The sequence below is a fragment of the Cupriavidus sp. a3 genome (assembly GCF_051015765.1).
In the GTDB taxonomy this organism is placed as follows: Bacteria; Pseudomonadota; Gammaproteobacteria; order Burkholderiales; family Burkholderiaceae; genus Cupriavidus; species Cupriavidus oxalaticus_A.
The window spans coordinates 3,823,510-3,848,376 of sequence record NZ_CP170643.1 but is presented as its reverse complement, the minus strand read 5'-3'; the positions used below and the strand labels follow the sequence as shown (position 1 = coordinate 3,848,376).

18 protein-coding genes and 1 other RNA gene are annotated in these 24,867 nt (G+C 65.6%); 11 read left to right on the top strand and 8 right to left on the bottom strand.

Annotated elements, in window-relative coordinates; genetic code table 11:
• Positions 1–107 precede the first annotated feature (107 nt).
• The 4 genes from ACAD63_RS18400 to ACAD63_RS18385 all read left to right on the top strand — a co-directional run bounded on the left by ACAD63_RS18400 (position 108) and on the right by ACAD63_RS18385 (position 4,247).
• Positions 108–1,394, top strand: coding sequence for a D-amino acid dehydrogenase (locus ACAD63_RS18400; protein ID WP_135704766.1), 1,287 nt, complete (start codon positions 108–110; stop codon positions 1,392–1,394).
• A 107-nt stretch (positions 1,395–1,501) separates the two neighbouring features.
• Positions 1,502–2,410: a glutamate/aspartate ABC transporter substrate-binding protein gene (locus ACAD63_RS18395; protein WP_135706219.1), complete on the top strand. Its 909-nt coding sequence runs from the start codon at positions 1,502–1,504 to the stop codon at positions 2,408–2,410.
• A gap of 206 nt (positions 2,411–2,616) precedes the next feature.
• Positions 2,617–3,438, top strand: coding sequence for a transporter substrate-binding domain-containing protein (locus tag ACAD63_RS18390; protein WP_133093994.1), 822 nt, complete (start codon positions 2,617–2,619; stop codon positions 3,436–3,438).
• A gap of 149 nt (positions 3,439–3,587) precedes the next feature.
• Positions 3,588–4,247 carry an amino acid ABC transporter permease gene (locus ACAD63_RS18385; protein WP_133093995.1) on the top strand — a complete coding sequence of 220 codons (660 nt, stop codon included), beginning with the start codon at positions 3,588–3,590 and terminating at the stop codon, positions 4,245–4,247.
• An 85-nt stretch (positions 4,248–4,332) separates the two neighbouring features.
• On the opposite strand, the gene cphA (ACAD63_RS18380) is transcribed toward ACAD63_RS18385, so the two are convergent.
• Positions 4,333–6,903: a cyanophycin synthetase gene (gene cphA / locus ACAD63_RS18380; protein WP_135704768.1), complete on the bottom strand. Its 2,571-nt coding sequence runs from the start codon at positions 6,901–6,903 to the stop codon at positions 4,333–4,335.
• A gap of 43 nt (positions 6,904–6,946) precedes the next feature.
• Positions 6,947–9,583 carry a cyanophycin synthetase gene (gene cphA, locus ACAD63_RS18375; RefSeq protein ID WP_135704770.1) on the bottom strand — a complete coding sequence of 879 codons (2,637 nt, stop codon included), beginning with the start codon at positions 9,581–9,583 and terminating at the stop codon, positions 6,947–6,949.
• A gap of 254 nt (positions 9,584–9,837) precedes the next feature.
• Between cphA (ACAD63_RS18375) and ACAD63_RS18370 the strand changes: the two genes are divergently transcribed.
• Together ACAD63_RS18370 and ACAD63_RS18365 are read left to right on the top strand one after the other, a co-directional pair.
• Positions 9,838–12,132, top strand: a complete 2,295-nt coding sequence (locus ACAD63_RS18370) for an ABC transporter ATP-binding protein (RefSeq protein WP_434033117.1) — start codon at positions 9,838–9,840, stop codon at positions 12,130–12,132.
• Positions 12,122–12,628, top strand: a complete 507-nt coding sequence (locus ACAD63_RS18365; protein ID WP_240745930.1) for a DUF1854 domain-containing protein — start codon at positions 12,122–12,124, stop codon at positions 12,626–12,628. Before ACAD63_RS18370 ends, ACAD63_RS18365 begins: the two co-directional genes overlap by 11 nt.
• Positions 12,629–12,655: 27 nt before the next feature.
• Here the strand turns inward: ACAD63_RS18365 and ACAD63_RS18360 are convergent, their stop codons facing one another.
• The 6 genes from ACAD63_RS18360 to ompA all read right to left on the bottom strand — a co-directional run bounded on the left by ACAD63_RS18360 (position 12,656) and on the right by ompA (position 17,314).
• The gene (locus ACAD63_RS18360; RefSeq protein WP_255519762.1) at positions 12,656–13,549 is read right to left on the bottom strand and encodes a fimbrial protein; all 894 of its coding nucleotides are present in this window, start codon (positions 13,547–13,549) and stop codon (positions 12,656–12,658) included.
• A 400-nt stretch (positions 13,550–13,949) separates the two neighbouring features.
• Positions 13,950–14,351, bottom strand: coding sequence for a hypothetical protein (locus ACAD63_RS18355; protein ID WP_133094000.1), 402 nt, complete (start codon positions 14,349–14,351; stop codon positions 13,950–13,952).
• Between the two features lie 334 nt (positions 14,352–14,685).
• Positions 14,686–15,044: a transfer-messenger RNA gene (ssrA, locus tag ACAD63_RS18350) on the bottom strand.
• A gap of 88 nt (positions 15,045–15,132) precedes the next feature.
• The gene (gene gph / locus ACAD63_RS18345) at positions 15,133–15,807 is read right to left on the bottom strand and encodes a phosphoglycolate phosphatase (protein ID WP_133094001.1); all 675 of its coding nucleotides are present in this window, start codon (positions 15,805–15,807) and stop codon (positions 15,133–15,135) included.
• Positions 15,804–16,550, bottom strand: coding sequence for a bifunctional 2-polyprenyl-6-hydroxyphenol methylase/3-demethylubiquinol 3-O-methyltransferase UbiG (ubiG, locus tag ACAD63_RS18340; RefSeq protein ID WP_133094002.1), 747 nt, complete (start codon positions 16,548–16,550; stop codon positions 15,804–15,806). Before ubiG ends, gph begins: the two co-directional genes overlap by 4 nt.
• Positions 16,551–16,660: 110 nt before the next feature.
• Positions 16,661–17,314 carry an outer membrane protein OmpA gene (ompA, locus tag ACAD63_RS18335; protein WP_029045719.1) on the bottom strand — a complete coding sequence of 218 codons (654 nt, stop codon included), beginning with the start codon at positions 17,312–17,314 and terminating at the stop codon, positions 16,661–16,663.
• 433 nt (positions 17,315–17,747) lie between these two features.
• Between ompA and gyrA the strand changes: the two genes are divergently transcribed.
• The 5 genes from gyrA to hisC all read left to right on the top strand — a co-directional run bounded on the left by gyrA (position 17,748) and on the right by hisC (position 24,833).
• Entirely contained in the window at positions 17,748–20,399 is a 2,652-nt protein-coding gene (gene gyrA, locus ACAD63_RS18330; RefSeq protein ID WP_133094003.1) for a DNA gyrase subunit A, read from the top strand.
• Between the two features lie 113 nt (positions 20,400–20,512).
• Complete coding sequence (locus ACAD63_RS18325) at positions 20,513–21,076, top strand: DUF2059 domain-containing protein (protein WP_029045717.1); 564 nt, start codon at positions 20,513–20,515, stop codon at positions 21,074–21,076.
• A 177-nt stretch (positions 21,077–21,253) separates the two neighbouring features.
• The gene (gene serC / locus ACAD63_RS18320) at positions 21,254–22,411 is read left to right on the top strand and encodes a 3-phosphoserine/phosphohydroxythreonine transaminase (RefSeq protein ID WP_133094004.1); all 1,158 of its coding nucleotides are present in this window, start codon (positions 21,254–21,256) and stop codon (positions 22,409–22,411) included.
• Between the two features lie 103 nt (positions 22,412–22,514).
• A complete protein-coding gene (pheA, locus tag ACAD63_RS18315; RefSeq protein ID WP_133094005.1) occupies positions 22,515–23,663 on the top strand; it encodes a prephenate dehydratase in 1,149 nt (382 codons plus the stop codon).
• Positions 23,664–23,705: 42 nt separating this feature from the next.
• Positions 23,706–24,833, top strand: a complete 1,128-nt coding sequence (gene hisC / locus ACAD63_RS18310) for a histidinol-phosphate transaminase (protein WP_434033116.1) — start codon at positions 23,706–23,708, stop codon at positions 24,831–24,833.
• Positions 24,834–24,867: the final 34 nt, after the last annotated feature.

Genomic DNA, 24,867 nt, shown 5'->3' with positions numbered 1-24,867 from the left:
AGGCCATCCATAGCCTGAAGACATATTCTGGCACGTATTCGCATTGGGCAAGCCGGCCCCGCTGATCTACCCTCTGGCATCGGTCTTTTGATGCAACAAGGAAGTCAATGCGGGTAGTGATCGTGGGCGCCGGGGTGGTCGGCATGACAACGGCGTGGCGCCTGGCCCAGGACGGGCATGAGGTGACGGTGCTGGAACGGCACCAGGGTCCCGGCGAGGAAACCAGCTTTGCCAACGGCGGGCAGCTCAGCTACAGCTACGTGGCGCCGTTGGCCGGGCCGGGCGTGATGGGCAAGGTGCCGGGCTGGCTGCTGCGGCGCGATTCGCCGATGCGCTTCCGCCCGGTGGCCGATCCCGCGCAATGGCGCTGGCTGGCGGCCTTCATGGGCGCCTGCAATGCCGGCACCAGCGAGGCCACCACGCGCAAGCTGCTGCGCCTGGGCTTCTATTCGCGCGACCAGCTGCAGGCGTTCGTGGCGCAGCACGAGCACGAGGACAGCGGCTTCGGCTTCGATTTTGCGCGGCGCGGCAAGCTGGTAGTGCACCGCGACGAAGCGGCGTTCGCCTCGGCCTGCCGGCTGCTGGATTACCAGGCCAGGCTGGGCTGCGAGCAGCAGGCGCTGGACCGCGATGCCTGCGTCGCGCTGGAGCCCGCGCTGGCCGGCATCCGCGAAGAGATCGCCGGCGCCATTTATACGCCGAGCGAGGAGGTGGGCGACTGCCACCGCTTCTGCGTGTCGCTGGCACGGTTGCTGCAACACGGCGGCGGCCGCACTGGCGTGTCGCTGCGCTTCGGCACCGTGGTGCACGGACTGCAGCAGCAGGGCGGACGCGTGACCGGGGTGCGCACCGATGCCGGCGAGGTGCCGGCCGACGCGGTCGTGGTCGCGGGCGGCATCGGCAGCGTGCCGCTGCTGCGTCCGCTGGGTGTGCGGCCGATGCTGTGGCCGCTCAAGGGCTACAGCATCACCGTACCGCTGGCCAGTGGCGCGCGCGCCCCGCATATCAGCGTGACGGATTTCGCCAACAAGATCGTTTACGCGCGGATCGGCAATACACTGCGGGTGGCGGGCATGGCCGACCTGGTGCGCGGCGGCACCCGCATCGACCCGGAGCGGGTCGGCACGCTGGTGGCGCAGACGCGCGCCTTGTTCGACGGCATCGTGCCGGACCTGCCGCTGGCGCAGCTGCAGCCGTGGGCGGGCCTGCGTCCGGCCACGCCGGACGGGCTGCCGCTGATCGGGCCGTCGCGCGTGTCGGGCCTGTGGCTGAACCTGGGCCATGGCGCGCTGGGCTTCACGCTGGCGATGGGCAGCGCCGGCCTGCTGGCCGACCGGCTGGCGGGGCGGCGCCCGGCCCTCGACGCCGCGGATTTCGATGCCGCGCGCGCGTAGCGCAGCGGCATGAAGCAATGGTTCCTGCAGTACCCATGAGTTCGCATTACCGCATTACCTCGAGAAAACGAGCCTCAATGACCAAGCCCCACTACAAGGAGCGCGACATGAAACCATTGCACACCCGCCTTGCCACCCGACGTATGCTCGCGGCTGCCACGCTGTTGCTGGCCGCCGGCGCGGCCCAGGCTGCCGACGGCGACACGCTGAAGAAGATCAAGGACAGCGGCGTGATCTCGCTGGGCTACCGCGAATCGTCGATCCCGTTTTCGTACACCGACGGCAAGGAGGTGATGGGCTACTCGCACGAGATCCTGCTGCAGATCGTCGACAAGGTGAAGAGCGAGCTGAAGATGCCGAACCTGCAGGTGCGGCTGACGCCGATCACTTCGCAGAACCGCATCCCGCTGGTGCAGAACGGCACCATCGATATCGAGTGCGGCAGCACCACCAATAACCTGGAGCGCCAGAAGCAGGTGGCGTTCTCCAACAGCCTGTTCGTCTACGGCATCAAGATGCTGACCAAGAAAGACTCGGGCGTGAAGGAGTTCACCGACCTGAAGGACCGCAACGTGGTCACCACCGCCGGCACCACCGGCGAGCGCCTGCTGGTCAAGATGAACGGCGAGAAGGCGATGAACATGAACCTGATCAGCACCAAGGACCATGGCCAGTCCTTCCTGATCCTGGAAAGCGGCCGCGCTGCGGCCTTCGTCATGGACGAGCCGCTGCTGTATGGCGAGCGCACCAAGGCCAAGAGCGCCGGCGACTGGATGGTGGTCGGCGCGCCGCTGCAGATCGAGAACTACGCCTGCATGTTCCGCAAGGACGACCCTTCGTTCAAGAAGCTGGCCGACGGCGTGATCGCCGACCTGCAGACCAGCGGCCGCGCGGAGAAGCTCTACAACAAGTGGTTCATGTCGCCGATCCCGCCCCGCAACATCAACATGAACTACCCGCTGTCGGCCGACATGAAGGCACTGTTCGCGGCGCCCAACGACAAGGCCTACCAGTAACGGCGAAGGGCATAGCCGCCGTGGCGGATGCATCGCCCCGGCGGTTATATAGCCATAATGAATCGTTATTTCGCCATCGATAGCGTTTGCGGTAGTGTAGAGCCCGATATAGGCTCATAGCAGCACAACCGGCCGGCAGCCTTCCACGAGAGGCCAGCCGGCGTTGCCTGCCCACTTACTGCCTATCCGCATCCACTGGAGAACATATGCGATCGATTCGTACTGGCTGGTTCAAGTCGCTGCTGGCGGCCTCGCTGATGGCGGGGGCCGGCCTGGCGGCCACCGCGGCCCATGCCGCCGACCTGCTCGACACCGTCAAGCAGGCCGGCGTGCTCAAGATCGGGCTGGAGGGCACGTACCCGCCGTTCGGCTTCCGCGGCGCCAAGAACGAGCTGGAAGGGTTTGACGTCGATGTCGCGCGCGCGGTCGCAGGCAAGCTGGGGGTCAAGCCCGAGTTCGTCACCACCGAATGGAGCGGCATCATTGCCGGACTGCAGGCAGGCAAGTTCGACGTGATCGTCAACCAGGTCAACGTCACGCCGCAGCGCCAGCAGGTGCTGGACTTTTCCACGCCCTACGTCTACTCGGATGCGCAGCTGATCCAGCGCAAGGACGACAAGCGCCAGTTCAAGTCGCTGGAAGACCTGAAGGGCCACAAGCTCGGCGTCAGCCTGGGCAGCAACTACAACGAGCTGGCCAAGTCGGTGGCCGGCATCGACGTCAAGACCTATCCCGGCGCGCCCGAGTACCTGCGCGACCTGGCGGCACAGCGCGTCGACGCCGCGCTGAATGACCGGCTCATGGTCGCCTACCTGGTCAAGACCGCCAACCTGCCGCTGCGGGCGGGCGCGATCGTGGCGGGCGCGACCACGCAGGTGGCCATCCCGTTCCGCAAGGACAATCCCAAGTTCGCGCAGGCCATCAACCACGCGCTGGAAGACCTGAGCAAGGACGGCACGCTTGGCAAGCTGTCGGTGAAGTGGTTTGGCACCGACGTGACCAAGCCCGCCGGCAAGCCGGTCAAGTAAGCCGGTCAACTAAGCGCATCAAGTAAGCGCATCAAGTAAGCGGATCAACTAAGCCGGCCCGCGAGGCGGGCGGTATCATGTCGCGGCGCGGCGGCCTGCAGGGCTGCCGCGCCGCTTTGTTTTATTACCTTCAGTCCGCCGCCACGCCCATGTCCGCTCTCCAGCTCGTCATCGATTCCCTGCCCGTGCTGCTGCAGGGCACGCTGCTGACCATCAAGTTCGCGTTGTGGTCGATGGTGTTCGGACTGGTGCTTGGCACCGTGGTCGCGCTGATGGGCATCAGCCACAGCCGCGCGCTCAAGGCGGTGGCGCGCGCCTACGTCAGCATCATGCGCGGCACGCCGCTGCTGGTGCAGATCTTCGTCGTGTACTACGGGCTGCCGGGCGTCGGCATCGCGCTGGAGCCCACGCCGGCCGGCGTGCTGACGCTGAGCCTGAACGTGGGGGCGTACCTGTCGGAAAGCATGCGCGGCGCCATCCTCGGCGTGGCGCGGGGCCAATGGCTGGCGGCGTACAGCCTGGGGCTGACGCCGGCGCAGGCGCTGCGCTACGTGGTGGGTCCGCAGGCGCTGCGGCTGGCGGTGCCGAGCCTGTCGAACAGCCTGATCAGCCTGATCAAGGATACGTCGCTGGTGTCGGTGATCACGGTGACCGAACTGCTGCGCACCGCGCAGGAGGTCATCGCGGCGACATACCAGCCGTTGCCGCTGTACCTGGCGGTGGCGGCGATCTACTGGGTGTTGAGCACCGGGCTGTCCGGGCTGCAGCATATGCTGGAGCGCAAGCTGTCGCTGCCGGGCAGGCACTGAGCCGCGCCGCTGCCAAAGCAAAAGAGCCAGCTCCGGAGAGCTGGCTCTTCTTTTCGGCAATGCGGGCCGTTGCCGGCCCGCGCGCTCAGCCCTGCGCGATGCGCCCGGCAATATGCCCCAGCGCCTCTTCCACCTGGTCCACCAGGACCAGGCACAGGTCGCCCGGCTTCAGGTGCGACAACGCGGTATCGATGGCCAGGAATTCGCCGCGGATTTCCTCGACCTGGCTGGTGCGCTGCGCGCCCTGCAGGCCTTCGCGCAGCAGCGCCAGCACCTCGCCGTCGGCACGGCCGCGCTGGCACTGGTCCTGGTACAGCACCACTTCGTCGAACACGCCGCCCAGGATCTGCGTCTGACGGCGGATGTCCTCGTCGCGGCGGTCGCCGGCACCGCTGATCACGACCACGCGGCGGCCGGCCGGCATGGTCTCGACCGCGTTGCACAATGCCTGGATCGCGTCCGGGTTGTGCCCGTAGTCGGCGATCAGAGTGGCGCCCTTGTAGTCGAACACGTTGAAGCGGCCGGGAGCCGTCGCGGCGTCATTGACGAAGGTGGCCAGGCCGCGGCGGATGATGGCCCAGTCGATGCCCAGCGCCCACGCCGAGGCGATCGACGACATCGCGTTCTCGACCTGGAAGCCGATGGTGCCGTTGCGAGTCAGCGGGATCTCCGCCAGCGCGATGCGCACCTGGGTATCGCCCTCCGACGCCACGATCTCGGCGCCGTCGACAAAGACCACGCGCTTGCCTTGCGCGCGGTGCGTGGCCATCGCCGGCTGGTTCGGATCGTGCGCGAAGAAGGTCACGCTGCCGGGGCAGGCGTCGGCCATGCGCACCACCATCGGGTCGCCGGCGTTGAGCACGGCCATGCCGTGCGGCGCGACGTTCTGCACGATCACGCTTTTGAGCACCGCCAGGTCTTCCACCGAATTGATGTACGACAGGCCCAGGTGGTCGCCTTCGCCGACGTTGGTCACCACGGCCACGTCGCAACGGTCGAAGGCCAGGCCTTCGCGCAGCAGGCCGCCACGCGCGGTTTCAAAAACGGCCGCGTCGACATCGGGGTGCAGCAGCACGTTGCGCGCGCTGCGCGGGCCGCTGCAGTCGCCGGTGTCGATGCGCTCGCCCTGGATATAGACGCCGTCGGTGCCGGTCATGCCCATGCGCAGGCCGCTGGTGGCCATGATATGGGTGATCAGGCGCACCGTCGTGGTCTTGCCGTTGGTGCCGGAGACGGCCACCACCGGGATGCGGCCATCGTCGCCATCGGAGAACATGGTCGAGATGATCGCCTCGCCCACCGCGCGGCCCTTGCCGTACGACGGCTGCAGGTGCATGCGCAGGCCCGGCGCGGCGTTGACCTCGACGATGCCGCCGGCCTGTTCCTCGAACGGCTTGAGCATGGTCTCGCACACGGCGTCGACGCCGGCGATGTCCAGGCCCACCATCTGCGCCGCGGCCACGGCGCGCGCGGCGATGTCCGGGTGGACGTCGTCGGTCACGTCGGTGGCGCTGCCGCCGGTGGACAGGTTGGCGTTGTTGCGCAGCACCACGCGCGTGCCCTTGGCCGGCACGGAGTCGGCGGTCAGGTTCTGCTTGGCCAGCACGGCCAGCGCGATATCGTCGAAGCGGATCTTGGTCAGCGAGGTGGCATGGCCTTCGCCGCGGCGCGGATCGCGGTTCACTTCCTCGACCAGCTGGCGCACGGTGTGCACGCCGTCGCCGGTCACTTGCGGCGGGTCGCGGCGTGCGGCCGCCACCAGCTGCTTGCCCACCACCAGCAGGCGGAAGTCATGGCCGGGGATGTAGCGCTCGACGATCACGTCGGAACTGATGTCCGAGGCGACCTCGTAGGCCGTCATCACTTCCTCGCGGGTGCGGATCCGCACCGCCACGCCCTTGCCCTGGTTGCCGTCACGCGGCTTGACCACCACCGGGGCGTCGATTTCCTGCGCGGCGGCCCAGGCTTGCTCGGCGCTGCGCACCGAGCGGCCCAGCGGCACCGGCACGCCGGCGGCGTGCAGCAGGCTCTTGGTCAGTTCCTTGTCCTGCGCGATCGATTCGGCCACGGCGCTGGTGCGGTCGGTCTCGGCGGCCTGGATGCGGCGCTGCTTGCTGCCCCAGCCGAACTGCACCATCGAGCCCTGCGTCAGGCGCCGGTAGGGGATGCCACGCGCCACGCCGGCGTAGACGATCGAGCCGGTGCTGGGCCCCAGGCGCACGTCTTCGTCCAGGTCGCGCAGGCGATGCAGCGCGTCGGCCAGGTCGAAGGCGGAGTCGTCGCGCGCGGCCAGGCACAGGGCCTCGGCCAGCCCGAACGCGAGCCGGCCGACTTCTTCCTCGCTGTACTGCACGATCACCTGGTAGGTGCCGGGCTCCACCGTCTGCGCGGTGCGGCTGAACGTGACCGGGCAGCCGGCGGCCGCCTGCAGGCGCAACGCGGCGACTTCCAGCACGTGCGCGAGCGAGAGCTCGCCCGATTCCTCGTCTGGGCGCAGCGGCCCGATCTCGGGAAAGCGCGCGCGCAGCCGGTCTTCGAAGCCGGGCAGGTCCGACAGCATGTCGGCGGTGTCCTGGCAGGCCACGATGGCTTCAATGGCGGTGTGGCGGCACCACAGGTTCGGGCCCCGCAGGGCCCGGATACGGGAGACTTCCATGGAACGGTTCCGTGTCTTCTATGCGCTGTGTTCGGGCGCCGCGTCAGGCGCGGCGCGCAGGCTGGCCCATCCAGTGGTGCACCAGGTCGACGGTGGCCGCGGTGGCGGCCTCGTCGCACTGCAGCACCAGCAGGTCGCCCGGCACCAGCTGGCCGAGCGCGGTCTCGATGGCATTGGCACGTGCGCCTTCGTCGATGATCTTGGTCACGCGGCGGCCTTCGTACAGCCCTTGCTTGAGCAGCGCGCGCGCCTCGGCATCGGGCAGGTCGCGCTTGACGCTGCGGTCTTCGCACAGGAAGACGCGGTCGAAATGCTGGCCCAGCACCTTGCCCTGGCGCACCAGGTCTTCATCGCGGCGCTTCACGCCGGCGCCGTAGACGACCATGCGGCGTTCGGACGGGAAGCGGTCCAGCGCGGCCGCCAGCGCTTCCAGCGCGGGCGCGTTGTGGGCGTCGTCGACGACCACGGTGGCGCCGTTGCGCTCGAACAGCGTGAAACGGCCAGGCACGTCGACCTGGCCGACGTCGAACGTCACCACGCCGGCGCGGATCAGGTCGTTGGAGATGCCCAGCGCCCAGCCCGCGGCGACGGCCGCCAGCACGTTCTCGACCTGGAACGCCACGCGGCCGGCGTAGGTCAGCGGCACCGCGGCCACGTCGACCAGCGGCGTTTCCTTGCTGCCGACGGCCAGCACGATCTTGCCTTCGCGCACATACACCGCGCGCTTGCCTGCGGCGCGATGCGACATGATCGCGGGCAGCTCGGGCGTCAGGCCGAAGAAGATCACGTCGCCGTCGCACAGCTCGGCCATCTCGACCAGCCGCTCGTCGCGCGCATTCAGCACCGCGGCGCCATCCTTGAGCACCACGTCGACCTGCGTGCGCAGCACGTTGTACATGCGGTCCTCGTCCTCGACGTAGTAGTCGCCGAGGTGGTCGGGCTGGTCGAAGTTGGTGACCACGCCGACCTGGCAGCGGTCATAGACCAGGCCTTCGGACAGGATGCTGCCGCTGTCGTTCTCGAACACGGCGGCCTCGACCGCGCGGTTCATCAGGATGCGGTGGCCGGCGTCCCAGTTGGCGCGGTCGCCGCCCTGCACCAGGCGGCGGTCCAGGAACAGGCCGTCGCTGCTGGCCAGGCCGGTTTGCTTGCCCGACAGCTGCAGCAGGCGCGCGACCAGGCGCGCCACCACGGTCTTGCCGTTGGTGCCGGTCACGCCGACCACCGGGATGCGCCCGCAGTCGTCCTGCTCGGACTCGGGGAACAGGTGGTTGACGATGGCGCGGCCAACCGGACGCGGCGTGCCTTCGGCCGGCTTGATGTGCATCAGCAGGCCCGGACCGGCGTTGACCTCGACGATGGCGCCGCGCTGTTCGGCCAGCGGGCGCGAGATGTCCTCGGCCACCAGGTCCACGCCGGCGATGTCCAGTCCGACCACACGCGCGGCCAGCGATGCATGCGCGGCCACGCTCGGGTGGACGCGGTCGGTCACGTCGAAGGCGACGTTGCCGTTGCGCTGGATCAGCACGGTGCGGCCTTCCGCCGGCACCGAGCTGCCATCCATGCCCTGGCGCTTGAGCTCCAGCCGCGCGGCGGCATCCAGGCGCACGCGGTTCAGCGGGTGATCTTCGGTGCTGCCGCGCCGCGGATCGGAATTGATCTGCAGCTCGATCAGCTCGTCGATGGTGGACTTGCCGTCGCCGACCACGCAGGCGGTCTCGCCCATCGCGGCGGCAACCATGCGGCCGCCCACCACCAGCAGGCGGTGTTCGTTGCCGGGGATGAAGCGCTCGACGATGACGCCGCTGCCTTCGCCCAGCGCCACGGCGTAGGCAGTCTCGACTTCCTCGCGGGTGACCAGGTTGGTAAAGACGCCGCGGCCATGGTTGCCGTCGTAGGGCTTCACCACCACCGGCACGCCGATGTCTTCGGCGGCGTCCCAGGCGTCCTGGGGCGAGTCGACCATGCGGCCTTCCGGCACCGGCACGCCGCACGACTCCAGCAGGCTCTTGGTCAGGTCCTTGTCGCGCGAGATGCTTTCGCCGATGGCGCTGGTGCGGTCGGTCTCGGCCGTCCAGATGCGGCGCTGGCGCGCGCCATAGCCCAGCTGGACCAGGTTGCCGTCCGACAGGCGGATGGCGGGGATGTCCCGGTCGTCGGCGGCATCGACGATGCATGCGGTGCTGGGGCCGAGGCAGTGCTCGTCGACCAGGCGGCGCAGGTTGTCCACGGCGGCGGGGACGTCGAAGGGACGGTCCTCGATCGCGGCCATGACCAGGTCGCGCGCGCTGAACAGGGCGGCGCGGGTGACTTCTTCGTGCCAGGCACGGACGATCACTTTATACACGCCGCGCACCGGAGTCTCGCGCGCCTTGCCGAAGCCGCCGGGCATGCCCGCCAGGTTCTGCAGCTCAAGCGTCACGTGTTCCAGGATATGGCCGGGCCAGGTGCCTTCCTTCAGGCGCTGCAGGAAGCCGCCGCGCTCGCCGATGCTGCAGCGATGCTCGATCAGCGAGGGCAGCCATGCCGACAGGCGCTCGTAGAACCCCGGAATCGTGTTGGAGGGAAAGTCCTCCAGTTCCCCGATATCGACCCATGCCTCCAGCACGGGCCGATATGTCCACATATTCGGGCCGCGCAGCGACATGACATCGAAAATCTCAATGTCCTTCTTTTTCATTGAATTTGCTTGAGGCAGTGGGCGGAACGCCCGAGAAATGGAAGCCTAACCTTTCAATAACGTTACAGCTTAGTACAGGTTGACTTTCTTCGATTAAAAGTGTTTGTGCAGTGCATCAAGGCAACCCGCGGGTTCGCTGTTATTTACGTCGTTATGTATACTGCGGGCGAATTCACGGGCAGCCAGTGGGCGCCCGGCCTAAATTTGTTTCAAGTTATGTCCTTTTCCCCTGGACGCTGCATGCTGCGCCATCCATGACCCAGTCCTCCCTGCCACTCAACACCTTCCCCGCCGACGAGCCGTGGCGTGCCGAATCCGGAACGTGGCTCCGTCCCGGCGAATACGTCCTGGCCGGACTGGTGCTGGACCTCGACGCGAGGCTGCATTTTACCCAAGGGTGGCTGGTTGTGACGGACCAGCGCATCGTTGCCCGCCCGCCAGGTGAAAAAAATGTGCGGGAATGGAACATCTCGCCCGAACTGCGCCTTTCCCATACCGATCATGCGGGGGTCGGCACCCTCGAACTGGCCGGCCCAAAGGGTCGGCTGGCCAGCTGGCGATATACGCTTGGTTACAATCCTGCCGCGCTGCGGCTGGCCGACCAGTTCGAGATGCGCCGCGATGCCACCTCCGCTACCGAAATTGGCGAGCCTGGCGAAGTGGCGTGCCCGACCTGCAAGGCGCCGCTGCCCCCGGATGAAGAGGAGTGCCCGCAGTGCAACCGCGAGCTGGAAACGCCACCGTCGACCTGGGCGCTACTGCGCCTGTGGCGCTTTGCCCGGCCCTACCGCTGGCAGCTGCTGGCCGGTTTCCTGCTGACGGTGCTGTCCACCGGCGCCACGCTGGTACCGCCGTACCTGACCATGCCGCTGATGGACAAGGTGCTGATTCCGTACCAGAACGGGGTACCGATCGATTACGACCGCGTGCGCATGTACCTGGGGGGCCTGCTTGGCGCCGCGCTGGTGGCATGGAGCCTGGGATGGGCGCGTACCTATCTGCTGGCACGCGTGTCGGAGCGCATCGGTGCGGATCTGCGCACAACGACCTACGAACATCTGCTTAAGCTGTCGCTGGAATATTTCGGTGGCAAGCGCACCGGCGACCTGATGGCGCGCATCGGCTCGGAAAGCGACCGCATCTGCGTGTTCCTGTCCCTGCACCTGCTGGACTTCGCCACCGACGTGCTGATGATCGTGATGACGGCCGTGATCCTGGTCTCGATCAACCCGTGGCTGGCACTGGTGACGCTGGTGCCGCTGCCGTTCATCGCCTGGATGATCCACCTGGTGCGTGACCGCCTGCGGCACGGCTTCGAGAAGATCGACCGTATCTGGTCGGAGATCACCAACGTGCTGGCCGACACCATCCCCGGCATCCGCGTGGTCAAGGCCTTCGCGCAGGAAAAGCGCGAAGTGACGCGCTTCCGCGAGGCCAACAAGCACAACCTGGCCATCAACGACCGCGTCAACGCGGTATGGTCGCTGTTCACGCCGACCGTGACCCTGCTGACCGAGATCGGGCTGCTGATCGTATGGGTGTTCGGCATCTGGCAGGTATCGCACAGCGCCATCACCGTGGGCGTGCTGGTTGCCTTCCTGACCTATATCAGCCGCTTCTATACGCGCCTCGATTCGATGAGCCGCATCGTTTCGGTGACGCAGAAGGCCGCGGCGGGGGCCAAGCGGATCTTCGACATCCTCGACCACGTCTCGAGCGTGCCGGAGCCGGTGCGTCCGACCAAGCTCGACAAGGTCGAAGGCGCCATCGACATGCGCGACCTGGGCTTCCGCTACGGCAACCGGGCGGTGATCCGCGGGCTGGACCTGTCGATCGCACCGGGCGAGATGATCGGGCTGGTCGGGCACAGCGGCTCGGGCAAGAGCACGCTGGTCAACCTGATCTGTCGCTTCTACGATGTTTCCGAGGGGGCGATCCGTGTCGACGGCGTCGACATCCGCTCGCTGCCGGTGTCCGAGTACCGCCGCCATATCGGCCTGGTGTTGCAGGAGCCGTTCCTGTTCTTCGGCACCATCGCCGACAACATTGCCTACGGCAAGCCGGATGCCACGCGCGAGGAGATCATCGCTGCCGCGCGCGCCGCGCATGCGCACGAGTTCATCCTGCGCCTGCCGCACGGCTACGACTCGCTGGTAGGGGAGCGCGGCCAGGCGCTGTCGGGTGGCGAACGCCAGCGCATCTCGATCGCGCGTGCGCTGCTGATCAACCCGCGCATCCTGATCATGGACGAGGCGACGTCATCGGTGGACACGCAGACCGAGAAGGAAATCCAGAAGGCGCTCGACAACCTGGTGCAAGGCCGCACCACCATCGCCATCGCGCACCGCCTGTCGACGCTGCGCAAGGCCGACCGCCTGGTGGTGATGGACCGCGGCAAGATCGTCGAAGTCGGCAGCCACGACGAACTGCTGTTGCGCGAGGGCGCTTACTTCAAGCTGTACCAGGCGCAGGCGCGTAACGTCGATACCGAGGATGACGACGAGCGCGAAGCCGTGACCGAACTGCCGGAGGTGGCCAATGCCCACTGATATGACCTTGGCGGACACCAATGCCGCAGCCAGCGCGGCCTTCACGCTGTCGCGCAATCCGTTTGGCCGCCTGACGCTGAACCATGGCGACGGCACGATCTATGAAGGGGTGGTGCCGGTGCGGGCCTTTCCGATCTCCGCGCCGCAAGGCGGCATCGGCATGATGAGCGCCGATGGGCACGAGGTGGTGTGGATTCCGCGGCTTGAGGCCCTTCCCGCCAACGAGCGCAGGATGATCGAAGAAGAACTCGCATCGCGCGAGTTCATGCCGGAGATCGAGCGCATCGTTGAGGTGTCGACCTTTGCCACGCCGAGCGTATGGACCGTGCAGACTGATCGCGGGCGTACCTCTCTCGTGCTGCGCGGGGAAGAAGCGATCCGTCGCCTGTCAGGCAACACGCTGATGGTGTCCGACAGCCACGGCATTCATTACCTGATCCGTGACCTGATGGCGCTGGACAAGCACAGCCGCAAGCTGCTGGACCGGTTCCTTTGACGGCAGGCTGGCGACGCAGCGTTTCGTTTACTGGTAGTCGAGCGTAAATATCATGGCGCTCGACACGCTGCCAGGCGATGGCGCGCCCCCCAGCGAGACATAGCGCGCACCGAAGCGGTAGGTGGAAGGCACGTTGGCGGCAACGTTGCCCATGGCATTCCGTACTTGCAGCGGCACGGGCGCGCTGCCGATGGCGTCGACGATCTGCACGCCCACGTTGCTGGCCACGCCGCCTGTGCCGGCGCCAGCGATGCCGAGGATGCCATTGGGTGCCGACTGCACCGGCGTGCTCCCCCCGCCGTCCAGCGTCAGGCCGACGATGGCAGCCCCGCTGCAGGTCAGTTGGATCGAGAAGGGTGTATTACCGGCGGCGCCTTGTGTGGCCAGCGTGCGGGCGCTGACATTGGGCAACGTCACCACGGCGGGGTAGTTGACTGTGCAGGCAATCTCACGTGGCGAGGCATTGCCCGAAAAGCCGATGTAGTTGACGTAGCCGCCACCGAGCGCGCCTGAAAGCGAGCCTTGGTACACGCCGAAGCCAAAGCGTGTCTGGGTTGGGTCAAGATCGCCGCCTGCGATTGGGCCCGTCTTGACGAACTCAACCGATACCGATACGGAATAGGTCAAGTCGTTATTCAGGCTGCCAAGGTTGGCCGTCCGCGTATCGCAGTTGATGCCTTTCGCATTGGTCATCGGCTGCCCTGCGGCGTTGCGCAAGCGGATGCCGATGCCGGCCACACCGGTCGAATAGACGCCAGGCATGACTTCACTGCCTGATCCGTAGTAGCAGGAGATGATGGGCGCGCCGGCTACCACGGCAGGCGGTTTCTCGGTACAGGCGCCGGTGAATGTGTAGTAGCGCGTCGTGCCGGGAATGGTGCTCCCCACCGGCAGGTTAACCGCTACCGCCATGTTGTTCATGGTCTGGAGGTAGGGCATGGCAGGCGTGGCAGTGCAGTCGGCATGAGCGAGGCTCGGGGCTGCCAGGCAGGCGGCGAGCATTAGCCCGCGTTTGAGCGCACGGAGCAGGCGAGCGGCGATGGGTAGGGCTATGTGCATAGGTGTCGGCAGTAGCGGAGGCCGGCTGTGACCGCGCGAAGTTCGGGTTCGCTGCAGTCGGCGCTGCCTTGCGGTTGAAGGACGAGCCAACTTTAGTCGTACCGCTCTGTGCCCATGACCGGAAAATTCCGAATGCGTTAGGAAAATTTCGGCAGTTGCGGCGCCCAGGCTGACAATGTCACCGCTGCTCAGCAGCTTGCGGACACGAAAAACGGGCCACGGCGGCCCGTTGATGCAATACCCGTGCCCTGCGCGGGCAGGACTAATGCAACATCTCCGACGAGTCGTCGTCCTCGTCCCAATCATCGTGCATCATCGGCGCATCTGGCGCCATGTCGAAGACCATGGAGTGGTAGCGTACGCTGAACCACTCCCGGAACATCTCCAGCGTCAGGGTCTCGGGCCATAGCGAATCGTCGAACCATTCGCCCAGCATGAATTCGAAGAACTCCTGCCAGCGCTTCTCGACCCAGTGGACCGCGTTGGCGTGCGTATCCGCGAGTTCTTCGGGCAGCAGGAACACGCTCTGGTCCTCGCGCACCTGCTCTAGCGTGAGACCGGCAACCGGCTGTGGATCGACCGCCTGGATCCAGTCCAGGAACGGCTGTTCCGGAACCAGCGCGACCATGGCGCGGTTGATGGTATAGCGGGGATAGTCGGACATGGGGAGAGATGTGGAGGACTTCGGCGGGGTATTGTAATCGTCCGGATGCCCGAGGAAACGCTGTGCCGCCGCCAATGCGCGGCGGTCGCCTTTCCCGGTTCGGCGAACGCTAATGGTAGTTCATCGAGAACGTTGCGACGATATTTGCGAGTCCGCTCGATGCCACCGGGCTGGTCTCGTAGTATCGCGCAGTCATGGGAATGGCTGATCGCCCGGTTGTCACCTCGGAAACCGATCATGCCGCGCCGCGTGCGCCGGAAACAAAAAACCCGTGAAGACGCTGGTCATCACGGGTTTCCCGGGCTTCGGAGATGGAGGTCTCCGAAGTGTTGACTGGTGGAGCCGGCGGGAATCGAACCCGCGTCCGCAAGCCCTCCACAGAGAGTTCTACATACTTAGTTCTGTCATTTGATTTAACCGGCGCATCGCGGACGAACACGCTCTACGACGGCGAGTCACTAAATTTTCGTCCCCGGACCCGTGACACTTCCGGAGCTTATCTGACGTAAATGACCTCGCGTGGTCTTGCGACCCTAGCCCGTCAGCGAGCCAGTGCGAGGACGGCGGCCCTTAGGCTGCCAGTGCGTAACGTTCGTCGTTAGCAGTTATTGCATTCCCATTGATTAACGAGGTGACGGGTCCTCGGTATGCCCTCCACTGCTTTGTAACCCACGTCGAAACCAGGTCGGCCCCAGTGAGAAGAAGCTGGATTGTACCCGGTTGGATGGAAAGTGTCTCGGGGAGTTCCATGGCCGCCAGCTGTGCGCTGGCCGCCACGCCGCTAGCCGACCGCGACGGGGACCAGCAGCGGGATCAGTTCGGCCGGATGGCGCACCAGGTGGTCGGCGCCCCATGCCTCCGGCGGCTCGCCGTCGCCGCAGTAGCCATAGGCGGCCGTGACCGTCATCATGCCGGCGGCCTTGCCCGCCTGGATGTCGCGCAGGTCGTCGCCGACGTACACGCAGCGGCGTGGGTCGACACCGGCACTCGCGGCGGCGTGCAGCAGCGGGGCGGGGTGGGGCTTGGCGTGGGCCGTGGTGTCGCCGCTGACCACTGCGCTGGCGCGCGGCGCCAGCCCGATGGCGGCGACCAGCGGCACCGTGAAACGCGCAATCTTGTTGGTGACGATACCCCAGGGGATGCCCGCTGCTTCGAGCGCCGACAGCACTTGCGGCATGCCGTCGAACAGGCGCGTGTGCACGGCGATGTCGGCTTCGTAATAGTCGAGAAAGATATCCCGCAACGCCGGAAAGTCGGCATCGTCGGGCACCAGCCCGAACGCCGCGCCGAGCAGGCCGCGCGCGCCATGCGAGGCGACGGGCCGAAGCTTCTCATACGCCACCGGCGGGCGGCCGCGCTCGACGACCAGCCGGTTGGCGGCGGCGGCCAGGTCGGGCGCCGTGTCCGCCAGCGTGCCGTCGAGGTCGAAGAAGACGCCTGCGATGCCCCCGCTCATGCCGACACCCGGCGGAACGCCATCATGTAATTCACATCCGTGTCGCGGCCGAGCGCATAGACCTGCGACAGCGGGTTGTAGGTCATGCCGCGCATCTCGATCAGGTCAAGCCCTGCGTTGCGGGCGAAGCGCGCCAGTTCCGACGGAGTGATGAATTTTTCATAATCGTGCGTGCCGCGCGGCAGCATGTTCAGCACGTACTCGGCGCCCACGATGGCCAGCAGGTAGGCCTTCAGGTTGCGGTTGATGGTCGAGAAGAAAACGTAGCCGCCCGGCTTTACCAGCGTCGCGCAGGCTTGCACGATCGAGGCCGGATCCGGTACGTGCTCGAGCATCTCCATGCACGTCACGACCTCCACGCTGCCCGGCTCGCGCGCCGCCAGCGCTTCCGCCGCGATTTCCTCGTAGGTGACGGCAACGCCGGACTCCAGGCTGTGCAGGTCCGCGACCTTGAGCGCCTTGCCGGAGAGATCGATGCCGCGCACGGTCGCACCGAGGCGCGCCATGCTCTCGGACAGGATGCCGCCGCCGCAGCCCACGTCGACCACGCGCTTGCCCGCCAGTCCGGCAATGCCGTCGATCCAGCCCAGGCGCAGCGGATTGAGTTCATGCAGCGGCTTGAACTCGCTCTCGGGATCCCACCAGCGGTGGGCGAGCTCGCTGAACTTGTCGATTTCCTTGGGGTCGGCGTTCCGGCGCAGCGGATCGGGATGGGTGGACAGGGTCTGGGAGGGCAACGTCATCGTATGCGGGCCGGCGGCAACTGCCCACGCCGGCGGAGGAGGTGTGTGGGCAACTGTATCAAAAAAAAAGCCCAGCTTGCGCTGGGCTTTCTTGATCGGAAAGGATCCGATTAACGTGCGCTGCGGGTGCCGACCACTTCGACTTCCACGCGGCGGTTCGGCTGCTGGCAGGCGATCTGGGCCTTGCGGTTGCCCTTGCACGACTTCGGGTCGACCTTCAGCTGGCGCTTGCCCTTGCCTTCGGTGTAGACGCGGTTGGCTTCAACGCCCTTGCTCACCAGGTAAGCCTTGACCGATTCAGCACGGCGGATCGACAGGCGATCGTTGTACTTGTCCGAGCCGAACGAGTCGGTGTGGCCAACGGCGATGATGACTTCCAGGGTGATGCCTTGCAGCTTCGAGACCAGGTCGTCCAGCTTGGCCTTGCCTTCCGGCTTCAGGACAGCCTTGTCGAAGTCGAACAGGGTGTCAGCAGCGAAAGTGACCTTCTCGCTCGACACGACCGGCGGAGCCACCGGGGCCGGTGCCGGTGCCGGGGCTGCGGGAGCCAGCGCGCCGTCGCACAGGGCGTTGGCGGTGGCCGGAGTCCAGGAGCTGTCGCGCCAGCAGAGCTCGTTCGTGCCATTCTTCCACACGTACTCGCTCGTACCGTTGCCCCAGTTATCGTTCACTGCCTTCTTTTCGTAGGGGACGGACTGGGCTTGAGCGGATGCAGCCATTACTGCGGTAGCTGCAACGAGCGCGAGCTTGGCAAATTTTTTCATATTTCTCCTCTCAGGATGAGATCACCGCAGGGTTACTGCGAGCAAATGGACGAAAACAAGTCATACATTCTTCGGAGTATAACATTCTCGATGTGGTGTATGCTCCACTTCGAACAATGTCTGGCTCTTCGCTGGGGAATTGTGCCACAAGGGTCGTTTCCTAAGAAGTAAATATATTCGATTCGCCCCATGGGTTTTGGGCCTGTGGTGTTTGTGCAACATAGGTCTTGTGTCGCCCGCAAAGCCTTGTGGCATCAGGGTTTCCGGGATTCGGGCAAGGCCGCCGGCTGGCTCCGGCGAGGCTGTCCGAGGGCGGTAAGTCGGGGATGCCGGCATGTTAGAATGGCACGTTGCCCAGCCGTCAGGCGCCTGCCGGCGCCACGTGCAAAAGGGCCTGTCATTCGCTTAAACCTGCCGCATAAACCACGCCGCAATGGATCCATTCGCAAAAGAAACCCTTCCGGTCTCCCTCGAAGAGGAAATGCGCCGCTCCTATCTCGACTACGCCATGAGCGTGATCGTCGGGCGCGCGCTTCCCGATGTGCGGGACGGCCTGAAACCGGTGCACCGGCGCGTGCTGTTTGCGATGCACGAGCTCAACAACGACTGGAACCGTCCGTACAAGAAGTCGGCCCGTATTGTCGGGGATGTGATTGGTAAGTATCACCCGCACGGTGACACTGCTGTATACGACACCATTGTCCGCATGGCGCAGGACTTCTCCCTGCGCTACATGCTGGTGGACGGGCAGGGCAATTTCGGTTCGGTCGATGGCGATAACGCCGCGGCCATGCGTTATACCGAAATCCGCCTGTCGAAAATCGCCCACGAGATGCTGCATGACATCGACAAGGAAACCGTCGATTTCGACAGCAACTATGACGGCTCCGAAAAAGAGCCTTCTATTCTCCCGGCCCGTATTCCCAATCTGCTAATCAATGGTTCCTCGGGTATTGCAGTGGGTATGGCCACCAATATCCCCCCGCATAACCTGAATGAAATCGTCGACGGCTGCCTGCATCTGCTGCGCAATCCGCAGGCGACGGTGGATGAACTGATTGAATTGATTCCGGCTCCGGATTTTCCGACCGCCGGCATTATTTATGGCATCCAGGGTGTGCGCGAAGGTTATCGCACCGGCCGCGGCCGCGTGGTCATGCGCGCCAAGACGCACTTCGAGGATATCGACCGGGGCCAGCGCCAGGCGATCATCGTCGACGAGCTGCCCTACCAGGTGAACAAGCGCACCTTGCTTGAGCGCATCGCCGAGCTGGTTACGGAAAAGAAGATCGAAGGCATCTCGGATATCCGCGACGAGTCGGACAAGTCGGGCATGCGCGTGGTGATCGAGCTCAAGCGCAACGAGGTCCCCGAGGTCGTTCTTAACAACCTGTATAAGAACACCCAGCTGCAGGACACCTTCGGCATGAACATGGTGGCGCTGGTCGACCGCCAGCCGCGCCTGCTGAACCTGAAGCAGATGCTGGAGTACTTCCTCGCGCACCGCCGCGAGGTCGTGACCCGCCGCACCGTGTTCGAGCTGCGCAAGGCGCGCGAACGCGGCCATGTGCTGGAAGGCCTGGCCGTGGCGCTGGCGAATATCGACGAGTTCATCGCCATCATCAAGGCCGCGCCCACGCCGCCGATCGCCAAGCAGGAGCTGATGTCCAAGGCCTGGGATTCCGGCCTGGTGCGCGAGATGCTTGCACGTGCCGAGAGCGAGACCCCCGGGGGGCGCGCATCGTACCGGCCGGACGGCCTGCCGGCGGTGTTCGGCATGCAGGCCGACGGCCTCTACAAGCTGTCAGACGGCCAGGCGCAGGAAATCCTGCAAATGCGCCTGCAACGCCTCACCGGGCTGGAGCAGGACAAGATCGTCCAGGAATACCGCGACATCATGGCGGAAATCGCCGATCTGCTGGATATCCTGGCCCGTCCCGAGCGCATTACTGCAATCATCACCGATGAACTCACCGCTATCCGCGCCGAGTTCGGCGATGACCGCCGTTCGCAGATCGAACTGAACGCGACCGAGCTGGACACCGAGGACCTGATCACGCCGCAGGACATGGTGGTCACCCTGTCGCACAGCGGCTATATGAAGAGCCAGCCGATCTCCGAGTATCGCGCGCAGAAGCGCGGCGGGCGCGGCAAGCAGGCGACGGCAACCAAGGAAGACGACTGGATCGACACCCTGTTCGTGGCCAATACCCACGACTACATCCTGTGCTTCTCGAACCGCGGCCGGCTGTACTGGCTGAAGGTCTATGAAGTGCCGCAGGGTTCCCGCAACTCGCGCGGGCGTCCGATCGTCAACATGTTCCCGCTGTCTGACGGCGAAAAGATCAACGTGATCCTGCCGGTGCGCCAGTTCGACGCCGAGCACTTTATCTTCATGACCACCGCACGCGGCACGGTCAAGAAGACCGCGCTGACCGAGTTCTCCAACCCGCGCAAGGCCGGCATCATTGCCGTCGACCTGGACGAGGGCGACTACCTGATCGGTGCTGCCGTGACCGACGGCCAGCATGACGTGATGCTGTTCTCGGATGCCGGCAAGGCGGTGCGTTTCGACGAAAACGACGTGCGCCCCATGGGCCGCCAGGCACGAGGCGTGCGCGGCATGAACCTGGAGGACGGCCAGGCCGTGATCGCCATGCTGGTTGCGCCCGCCGAATCCGCCGAGGAAGCGGAGGCGGGCGGGCGTGGCAGCGTTCTGACCGCGACCGAGAACGGTTACGGCAAGCGCACGCCGATCGCCGAGTACACTCGACACGGCCGCGGCACCAAGGGCATGATCGCGATCCAGACCAGCGAGCGCAACGGCCGCGTCGTGGCGGCGGCGCTGGTTTCGCCGGAAGACGAAATCATGCTGATCACCACCGGCGGTGTGCTGATCCGTACCCGCGTCGGTGAAATCCGTGAAATGGGCCGGGCCACGCAGGGCGTCACGCTGATCAACGTCGACGAGGGTACCAAGCTGTCCGGCCTGCAGCGCATCGTCGAGAGCGACGCCGACAATGGCGCCGGCCCGGAAGAGACGGAAGAGGCGGGCGGTAACGCCGATGCCGACGCCAATTCGTAACCAATTGCCCCCATCGCGCGTTAAAACGTAAATTGTTGCAACAACAGGACGTCAGCCGGAACTCGACTTGCGGCTGTCCGGACTAAAACGGACGTATTTACCAGGGAGTCACAATGCTCAAAACCTATCGACGTATCGCTGTTCTGGCCGCTTTCGTTCCGACCTTCATGGTGGCGCAGCATGCCCATGCACAGGACGCGGAAAAGACGGCAGCCATCAAGGAACTGCTTTCCGTCATGCAGGCTGACCAGGCCGTCAAGGGCCAGGCAGAAAACTGGCAACAAGGCGCCAAGCAGGAAGCCCCGCTGGTGCTGGAGCAGGTTCTGGTCGAGAACAAGACCCTGAGCGACAAGCAGAAGCAGGCCGCGGTTGAAAAGCTGAAGAAGAACGGCGCGGTCCAGCGCATGGTTGACGGCGCCGGCACGGCATTCAACACCGATGGTTTCCGCAAGGACGCCATCCAGGCCCACTACGACGCCTTCGGCAAGTACTACTCCACGCAGGAACTGAAGGATCTGACCACGTTCCTGAAGTCGCCGACCGGCCAGAAGTTCATGGCCAACCAGGGCAAGGCGACCCAGGAGATCTGGGGCTCGATGATGCAGAAGTACGGCCCGCAGGTCGGCAAGTCGATGCGCGACGCGGCCGAGAAGGAAATCACCGCCGCGTCGAAGTGATCTTCGCCGCAGGGGCCTGAGGCATTGCGCCGCAATGCGCCGTAATGTGTCGCTAAGGCCGCCTCGCGCGGGCCGGCGCTGCACCGGGGTCCAACCCCGGGCGCCCAACCGGGCACGGGTTTGAGGGATAATGGCTGCTTGGGTAACTCCGGCAGCCATTTTTCCTTTCCCCGTCTCATGAACGATCCCCAGAATCCCGCTCTTGCCGGCATGATGCAGCGTGCATTGGCCGAACGCGTCTACAACTTCTCCCCGGGCCCGGCCATGCTGCCGGCCGAAGTGCTGCAACAGGCTGCCGAGGAAATGCTGTCATGGCGCGGGACCGGGGTTTCGGTGATGGAGATGAGCCATCGCAGCCGCGAGTTCGAGGGCATCCACAACGAGGCCATCGCCGACCTGCGTGAGCTGCTGCATATCCCCGACAATTTCCGCGTGCTGTTCCTGCAGGGCGGGGCCATTGGCGAAAACGGCATCGTGCCGCTGAACCTGATGCGCCTGCGCAATGCCGAGCAGCCCAAGGCCGACTTCGTCGTCACCGGCACCTGGTCGATCAAGACCGAGCAGGAAGCGCGCCGCTACGGTACGGTCAATATCGCCGCGTCCAACGAGGCGGAAAAATTCCACCGCATTCCCGCTGTTGCCGACTGGAAGCTGTCGGATGACGCCGCCTACGTGCACCTGTGCACCAACGAGACCATTGTTGGCGTCGAGTTCCAGGACATTCCCGATATCGGCCAGGTCAAGGGCAAGCGCGTGGTGGTGGCCGATGCTTCCAGCCATATCCTGTCGCGCCCGATCGACTGGTCGCGCGTGCAGGTGGTCTACGGCGGCGCGCAGAAGAATATCGGCCCGGCCGGCGTCACCATCGTGATCGTGCGCGAGGACCTGCTGGGCCACGCGCATCCGCTGTGCCCGTCGGCATTCAACTGGCGCCAGGTGGCCGAGAACAATTCGATGTACAACACGCCGCCGACGTACGCCATCTACATCGCCGGACTGGTCTTCAAATGGCTCAAGCGCCAGGGCGGCGTGCCGGCGATCGAACAGCGCAATATCGCCAAGGCTACGGCGCTGTACGACTTCCTGGACCAGAGCGACTTCTACCGCAACGAGATCGCTCCGGGCTGCCGTTCGCGCATGAACGTGCCGTTTTTCCTCGGCGACGAATCGCGCAACGATGCCTTCCTGGCGCAGGCACGCGCCAATGGCCTGGTGCAACTCAAGGGACACAAGACCGTGGGCGGCATGCGCGCCAGCATCTACAACGCGATGCCGCTGGAAGGTGTGACGGCGCTGATCGATTTCATGCGCGAGTTCGAACGCACCTCGGCCTGAGGCGCGTGTCCGCGACACAGCCCACGCGCCATCGCGCGCGCGGGCTGTCGCGGACAGGTTTTTCCCCGGCCGCCGCGCCCCGGCGGCCCACCGGATTCATACAATGACAAGTCAAGACAGCACCCCTGCGCACGAGGAGACGCAGCCCAACGGCAACCACCTGAGCGAGGCCGAACGCAACCTGTCGGTCGAGCTGGCGCCGCTGCGAGAGCAGATCGACACGGTGGACCGCGAACTGCTGGCCATGCTGAACCAGCGGGCCAAGCTCGCGCTCGCGGTTGGCGAGGTCAAGAAGAAGTACGGCGCGCCCGTGTTCCGCCCGGAGCGCGAGCTGCAGGTCATCCGCAAGGTGCAGGGTGCCAATCCGGGTCCGCTGCTGGGCGAGAGCGTGGCCGCGATCTGGCGCGAGGTGATGTCCGCCTGCCGCGGGCTGGAGAAGCCGCTGGAAGTCGCTTTCCTGGGCCCGGCCGGCACGTTCTCGGAGCAGGCGCTGTATGCGCACTTCGGCCATGAGGTGAGCGGCGTGCCTTGCCCCAGCATCGACGAAGTGTTCCGAGCGGTCGAGGCAGGCACTGTCGAATACGGCGTGGTGCCGGTGGAAAACTCGACCGAGGGCGCGGTGTCGCGCACGCTCGACCTGTTCCTGCAGACGTCGCTGAAGATCAGCGGCGAGATCGCGCTGAAGGTGCATCACAACCTGATGGCGTCGACGCCCGACATGAAGGGCGTGACCGTGGTGCGCGCGCACGCGCAGGCGCTGGCGCAGTGCCAGCACTGGCTGACGGCCAACTATCCGCACCTGGAGCGCCAGGCGGTGTCGAGCAATGCCGAAGCCGCGCGCATGGCCAGCGAGGACCCCACCGTCGCGGCGATCGCCGGCGAATCGGCTGCGAACCGCTACCACCTGCACCTGGTGCGCACGCATATCCAGGACGATCCGCACAACCGCACGCGTTTCGCCGTGATCGGCCGCTACGAGACCGAGCCGTCGGGCAGCGACCAGACCTCGATGATCCTGTCGGTGCCGAACAAGGCCGGCGCGGTGTACCAGCTGCTGGCGCCGCTGGCCGAGAACGGCGTGTCGATGTGCCGCTTCGAATCGCGTCCGGCGCGCAGCGGTGCGTGGGAGTATTACTTCTACGTCGACGTCGAAGGGCACCAGCATGAGCCGGCGGTGGCACGCGCCATCGACGAACTGCGCCGCAACGCGGCCTATCTGAAGGTGCTGGGCTCGTATCCGTCGAGCAAGTAAGGTGAATAACCAAGGCCAGCGCAACCGGAGCAAGGAGACAAGATGGCAGAACAGGGTAAGCATGGCGGCACGGTGTTCGGACCGGACTATGTGCGGGCGATCTCGCCGTACGTGGCCGGCAAGCCGATTTCCGAAGTCGCGCGCGAGTTCGGCCTGGACGAGGCCGGCATCGTCAAGCTCGCCTCCAAAGAGAATCCGCTGGGCATGCCGGCGTCGGCGCAGCGCGCCGTGGCTGCCGCCGTCGCCGACCTGGGGCGCTACCCTGATTCAAACTGCTTTGCGCTGAAGGCCGCTTTGTCGGCGCGTTTCGGCGTGCCGGAGGACTGGCTCACGCTCGGCAACGGCAGCAACGACATCCTTGAGCTGGCCGCACATGCGCTGGTCGAGCCCGGCCAGTCGATCGTCTATGCCGAGTACTCGTTCGCGGTCTATGCGCTGGCGACACAGGAGATCGGCGCCCGGGCCATCGAAGTACCGGCGCGCGATTTCGGCCACGATCTCGATGCCATGGGCGCGGCGATCGCGCCGGATACGCGGCTGGTCTTTATCGCCAACCCCAACAATCCCACCGGCACCTTCCTGCCGGCTGCGCAGGTCGAGGCCTTCCTGCGCTCGGTGCCGCCGAACGTGGTGGTGGTGCTGGACGAGGCCTACAACGAATACCTGGATGCCCACCAGCAATACGATTCGATCGAGTGGGTGCGCCGCTATCCCAACCTGATGGTGTCGCGCACCTTCTCCAAGGCGTATGGCCTGGCGGGGCTGCGCATCGGCTATGCAGTGGCACAGCCGGCGCTGACCGATCTGCTTAACCGCATCCGCCAGCCGTTCAATGTCAACAGCGTGGCGCAGGCCGCGGCGATCGCGGCGCTGGGCGATGCCGAGTTCCTGCGCCGTAGCGCGGAGCTGAACCGTGCGGGCAAGGCGCAGCTGATCGAGGCCTGCGATCGTCTCGGGCTCGAATACGTGCCGTCGTCGGGCAACTTCGTGCTGGTCCGCGTCGGCGACGACGACGGTGCCGGTGCACGTGTCAACCTGGCCTTGCTCAAGCAGGGCGTGATCGTGCGCCCGGTGGGCAACTACAACCTGCCGCGCTGGCTGCGCGTGACCATCGGCCTGCCCGAGGAAAACGCGGCCTTCATTGCGGCACTGGAGCGGGCGCTGGCGTAAGCCCCGCTACAATCGCGGCGATTCGCGCCGGGCC

Bases quoted from the DNA above. Each gene is read 5' to 3' on its own strand.
- ompA (WP_029045719.1), bottom strand. From the start codon at position 17,314: ATGAAAAAATTTGCCAAGCTCGCGCTCGTTGCAGCTACCGCAGTAATG.
- gph (WP_133094001.1), bottom strand. From the start codon at position 15,807: ATGAGCGGGGGCATCGCAGGCGTCTTCTTCGACCTCGACGGCACGCTG.
- ACAD63_RS18400 (WP_135704766.1), top strand. From the start codon at position 108: ATGCGGGTAGTGATCGTGGGCGCCGGGGTGGTCGGCATGACAACGGCG.
- ubiG (WP_133094002.1), bottom strand. From the start codon at position 16,550: ATGACGTTGCCCTCCCAGACCCTGTCCACCCATCCCGATCCGCTGCGC.
- pheA (WP_133094005.1), top strand. From the start codon at position 22,515: ATGACAAGTCAAGACAGCACCCCTGCGCACGAGGAGACGCAGCCCAAC.
- cphA (WP_135704770.1), bottom strand. From the start codon at position 9,583: ATGAAAAAGAAGGACATTGAGATTTTCGATGTCATGTCGCTGCGCGGC.
- serC (WP_133094004.1), top strand. From the start codon at position 21,254: ATGAACGATCCCCAGAATCCCGCTCTTGCCGGCATGATGCAGCGTGCA.
- ACAD63_RS18360 (WP_255519762.1), bottom strand. From the start codon at position 13,549: ATGAACAACATGGCGGTAGCGGTTAACCTGCCGGTGGGGAGCACCATT.
- ACAD63_RS18325 (WP_029045717.1), top strand. From the start codon at position 20,513: ATGCTCAAAACCTATCGACGTATCGCTGTTCTGGCCGCTTTCGTTCCG.
- ACAD63_RS18355 (WP_133094000.1), bottom strand. From the start codon at position 14,351: ATGTCCGACTATCCCCGCTATACCATCAACCGCGCCATGGTCGCGCTG.
- ACAD63_RS18390 (WP_133093994.1), top strand. From the start codon at position 2,617: ATGCGATCGATTCGTACTGGCTGGTTCAAGTCGCTGCTGGCGGCCTCG.
- hisC (WP_434033116.1), top strand. From the start codon at position 23,706: ATGGCAGAACAGGGTAAGCATGGCGGCACGGTGTTCGGACCGGACTAT.
- ACAD63_RS18365 (WP_240745930.1), top strand. From the start codon at position 12,122: ATGCCCACTGATATGACCTTGGCGGACACCAATGCCGCAGCCAGCGCG.
- ACAD63_RS18370 (WP_434033117.1), top strand. From the start codon at position 9,838: ATGACCCAGTCCTCCCTGCCACTCAACACCTTCCCCGCCGACGAGCCG.
- cphA (WP_135704768.1), bottom strand. From the start codon at position 6,903: ATGGAAGTCTCCCGTATCCGGGCCCTGCGGGGCCCGAACCTGTGGTGC.
- gyrA (WP_133094003.1), top strand. From the start codon at position 17,748: ATGGATCCATTCGCAAAAGAAACCCTTCCGGTCTCCCTCGAAGAGGAA.
- ACAD63_RS18385 (WP_133093995.1), top strand. From the start codon at position 3,588: ATGTCCGCTCTCCAGCTCGTCATCGATTCCCTGCCCGTGCTGCTGCAG.
- ACAD63_RS18395 (WP_135706219.1), top strand. From the start codon at position 1,502: ATGAAACCATTGCACACCCGCCTTGCCACCCGACGTATGCTCGCGGCT.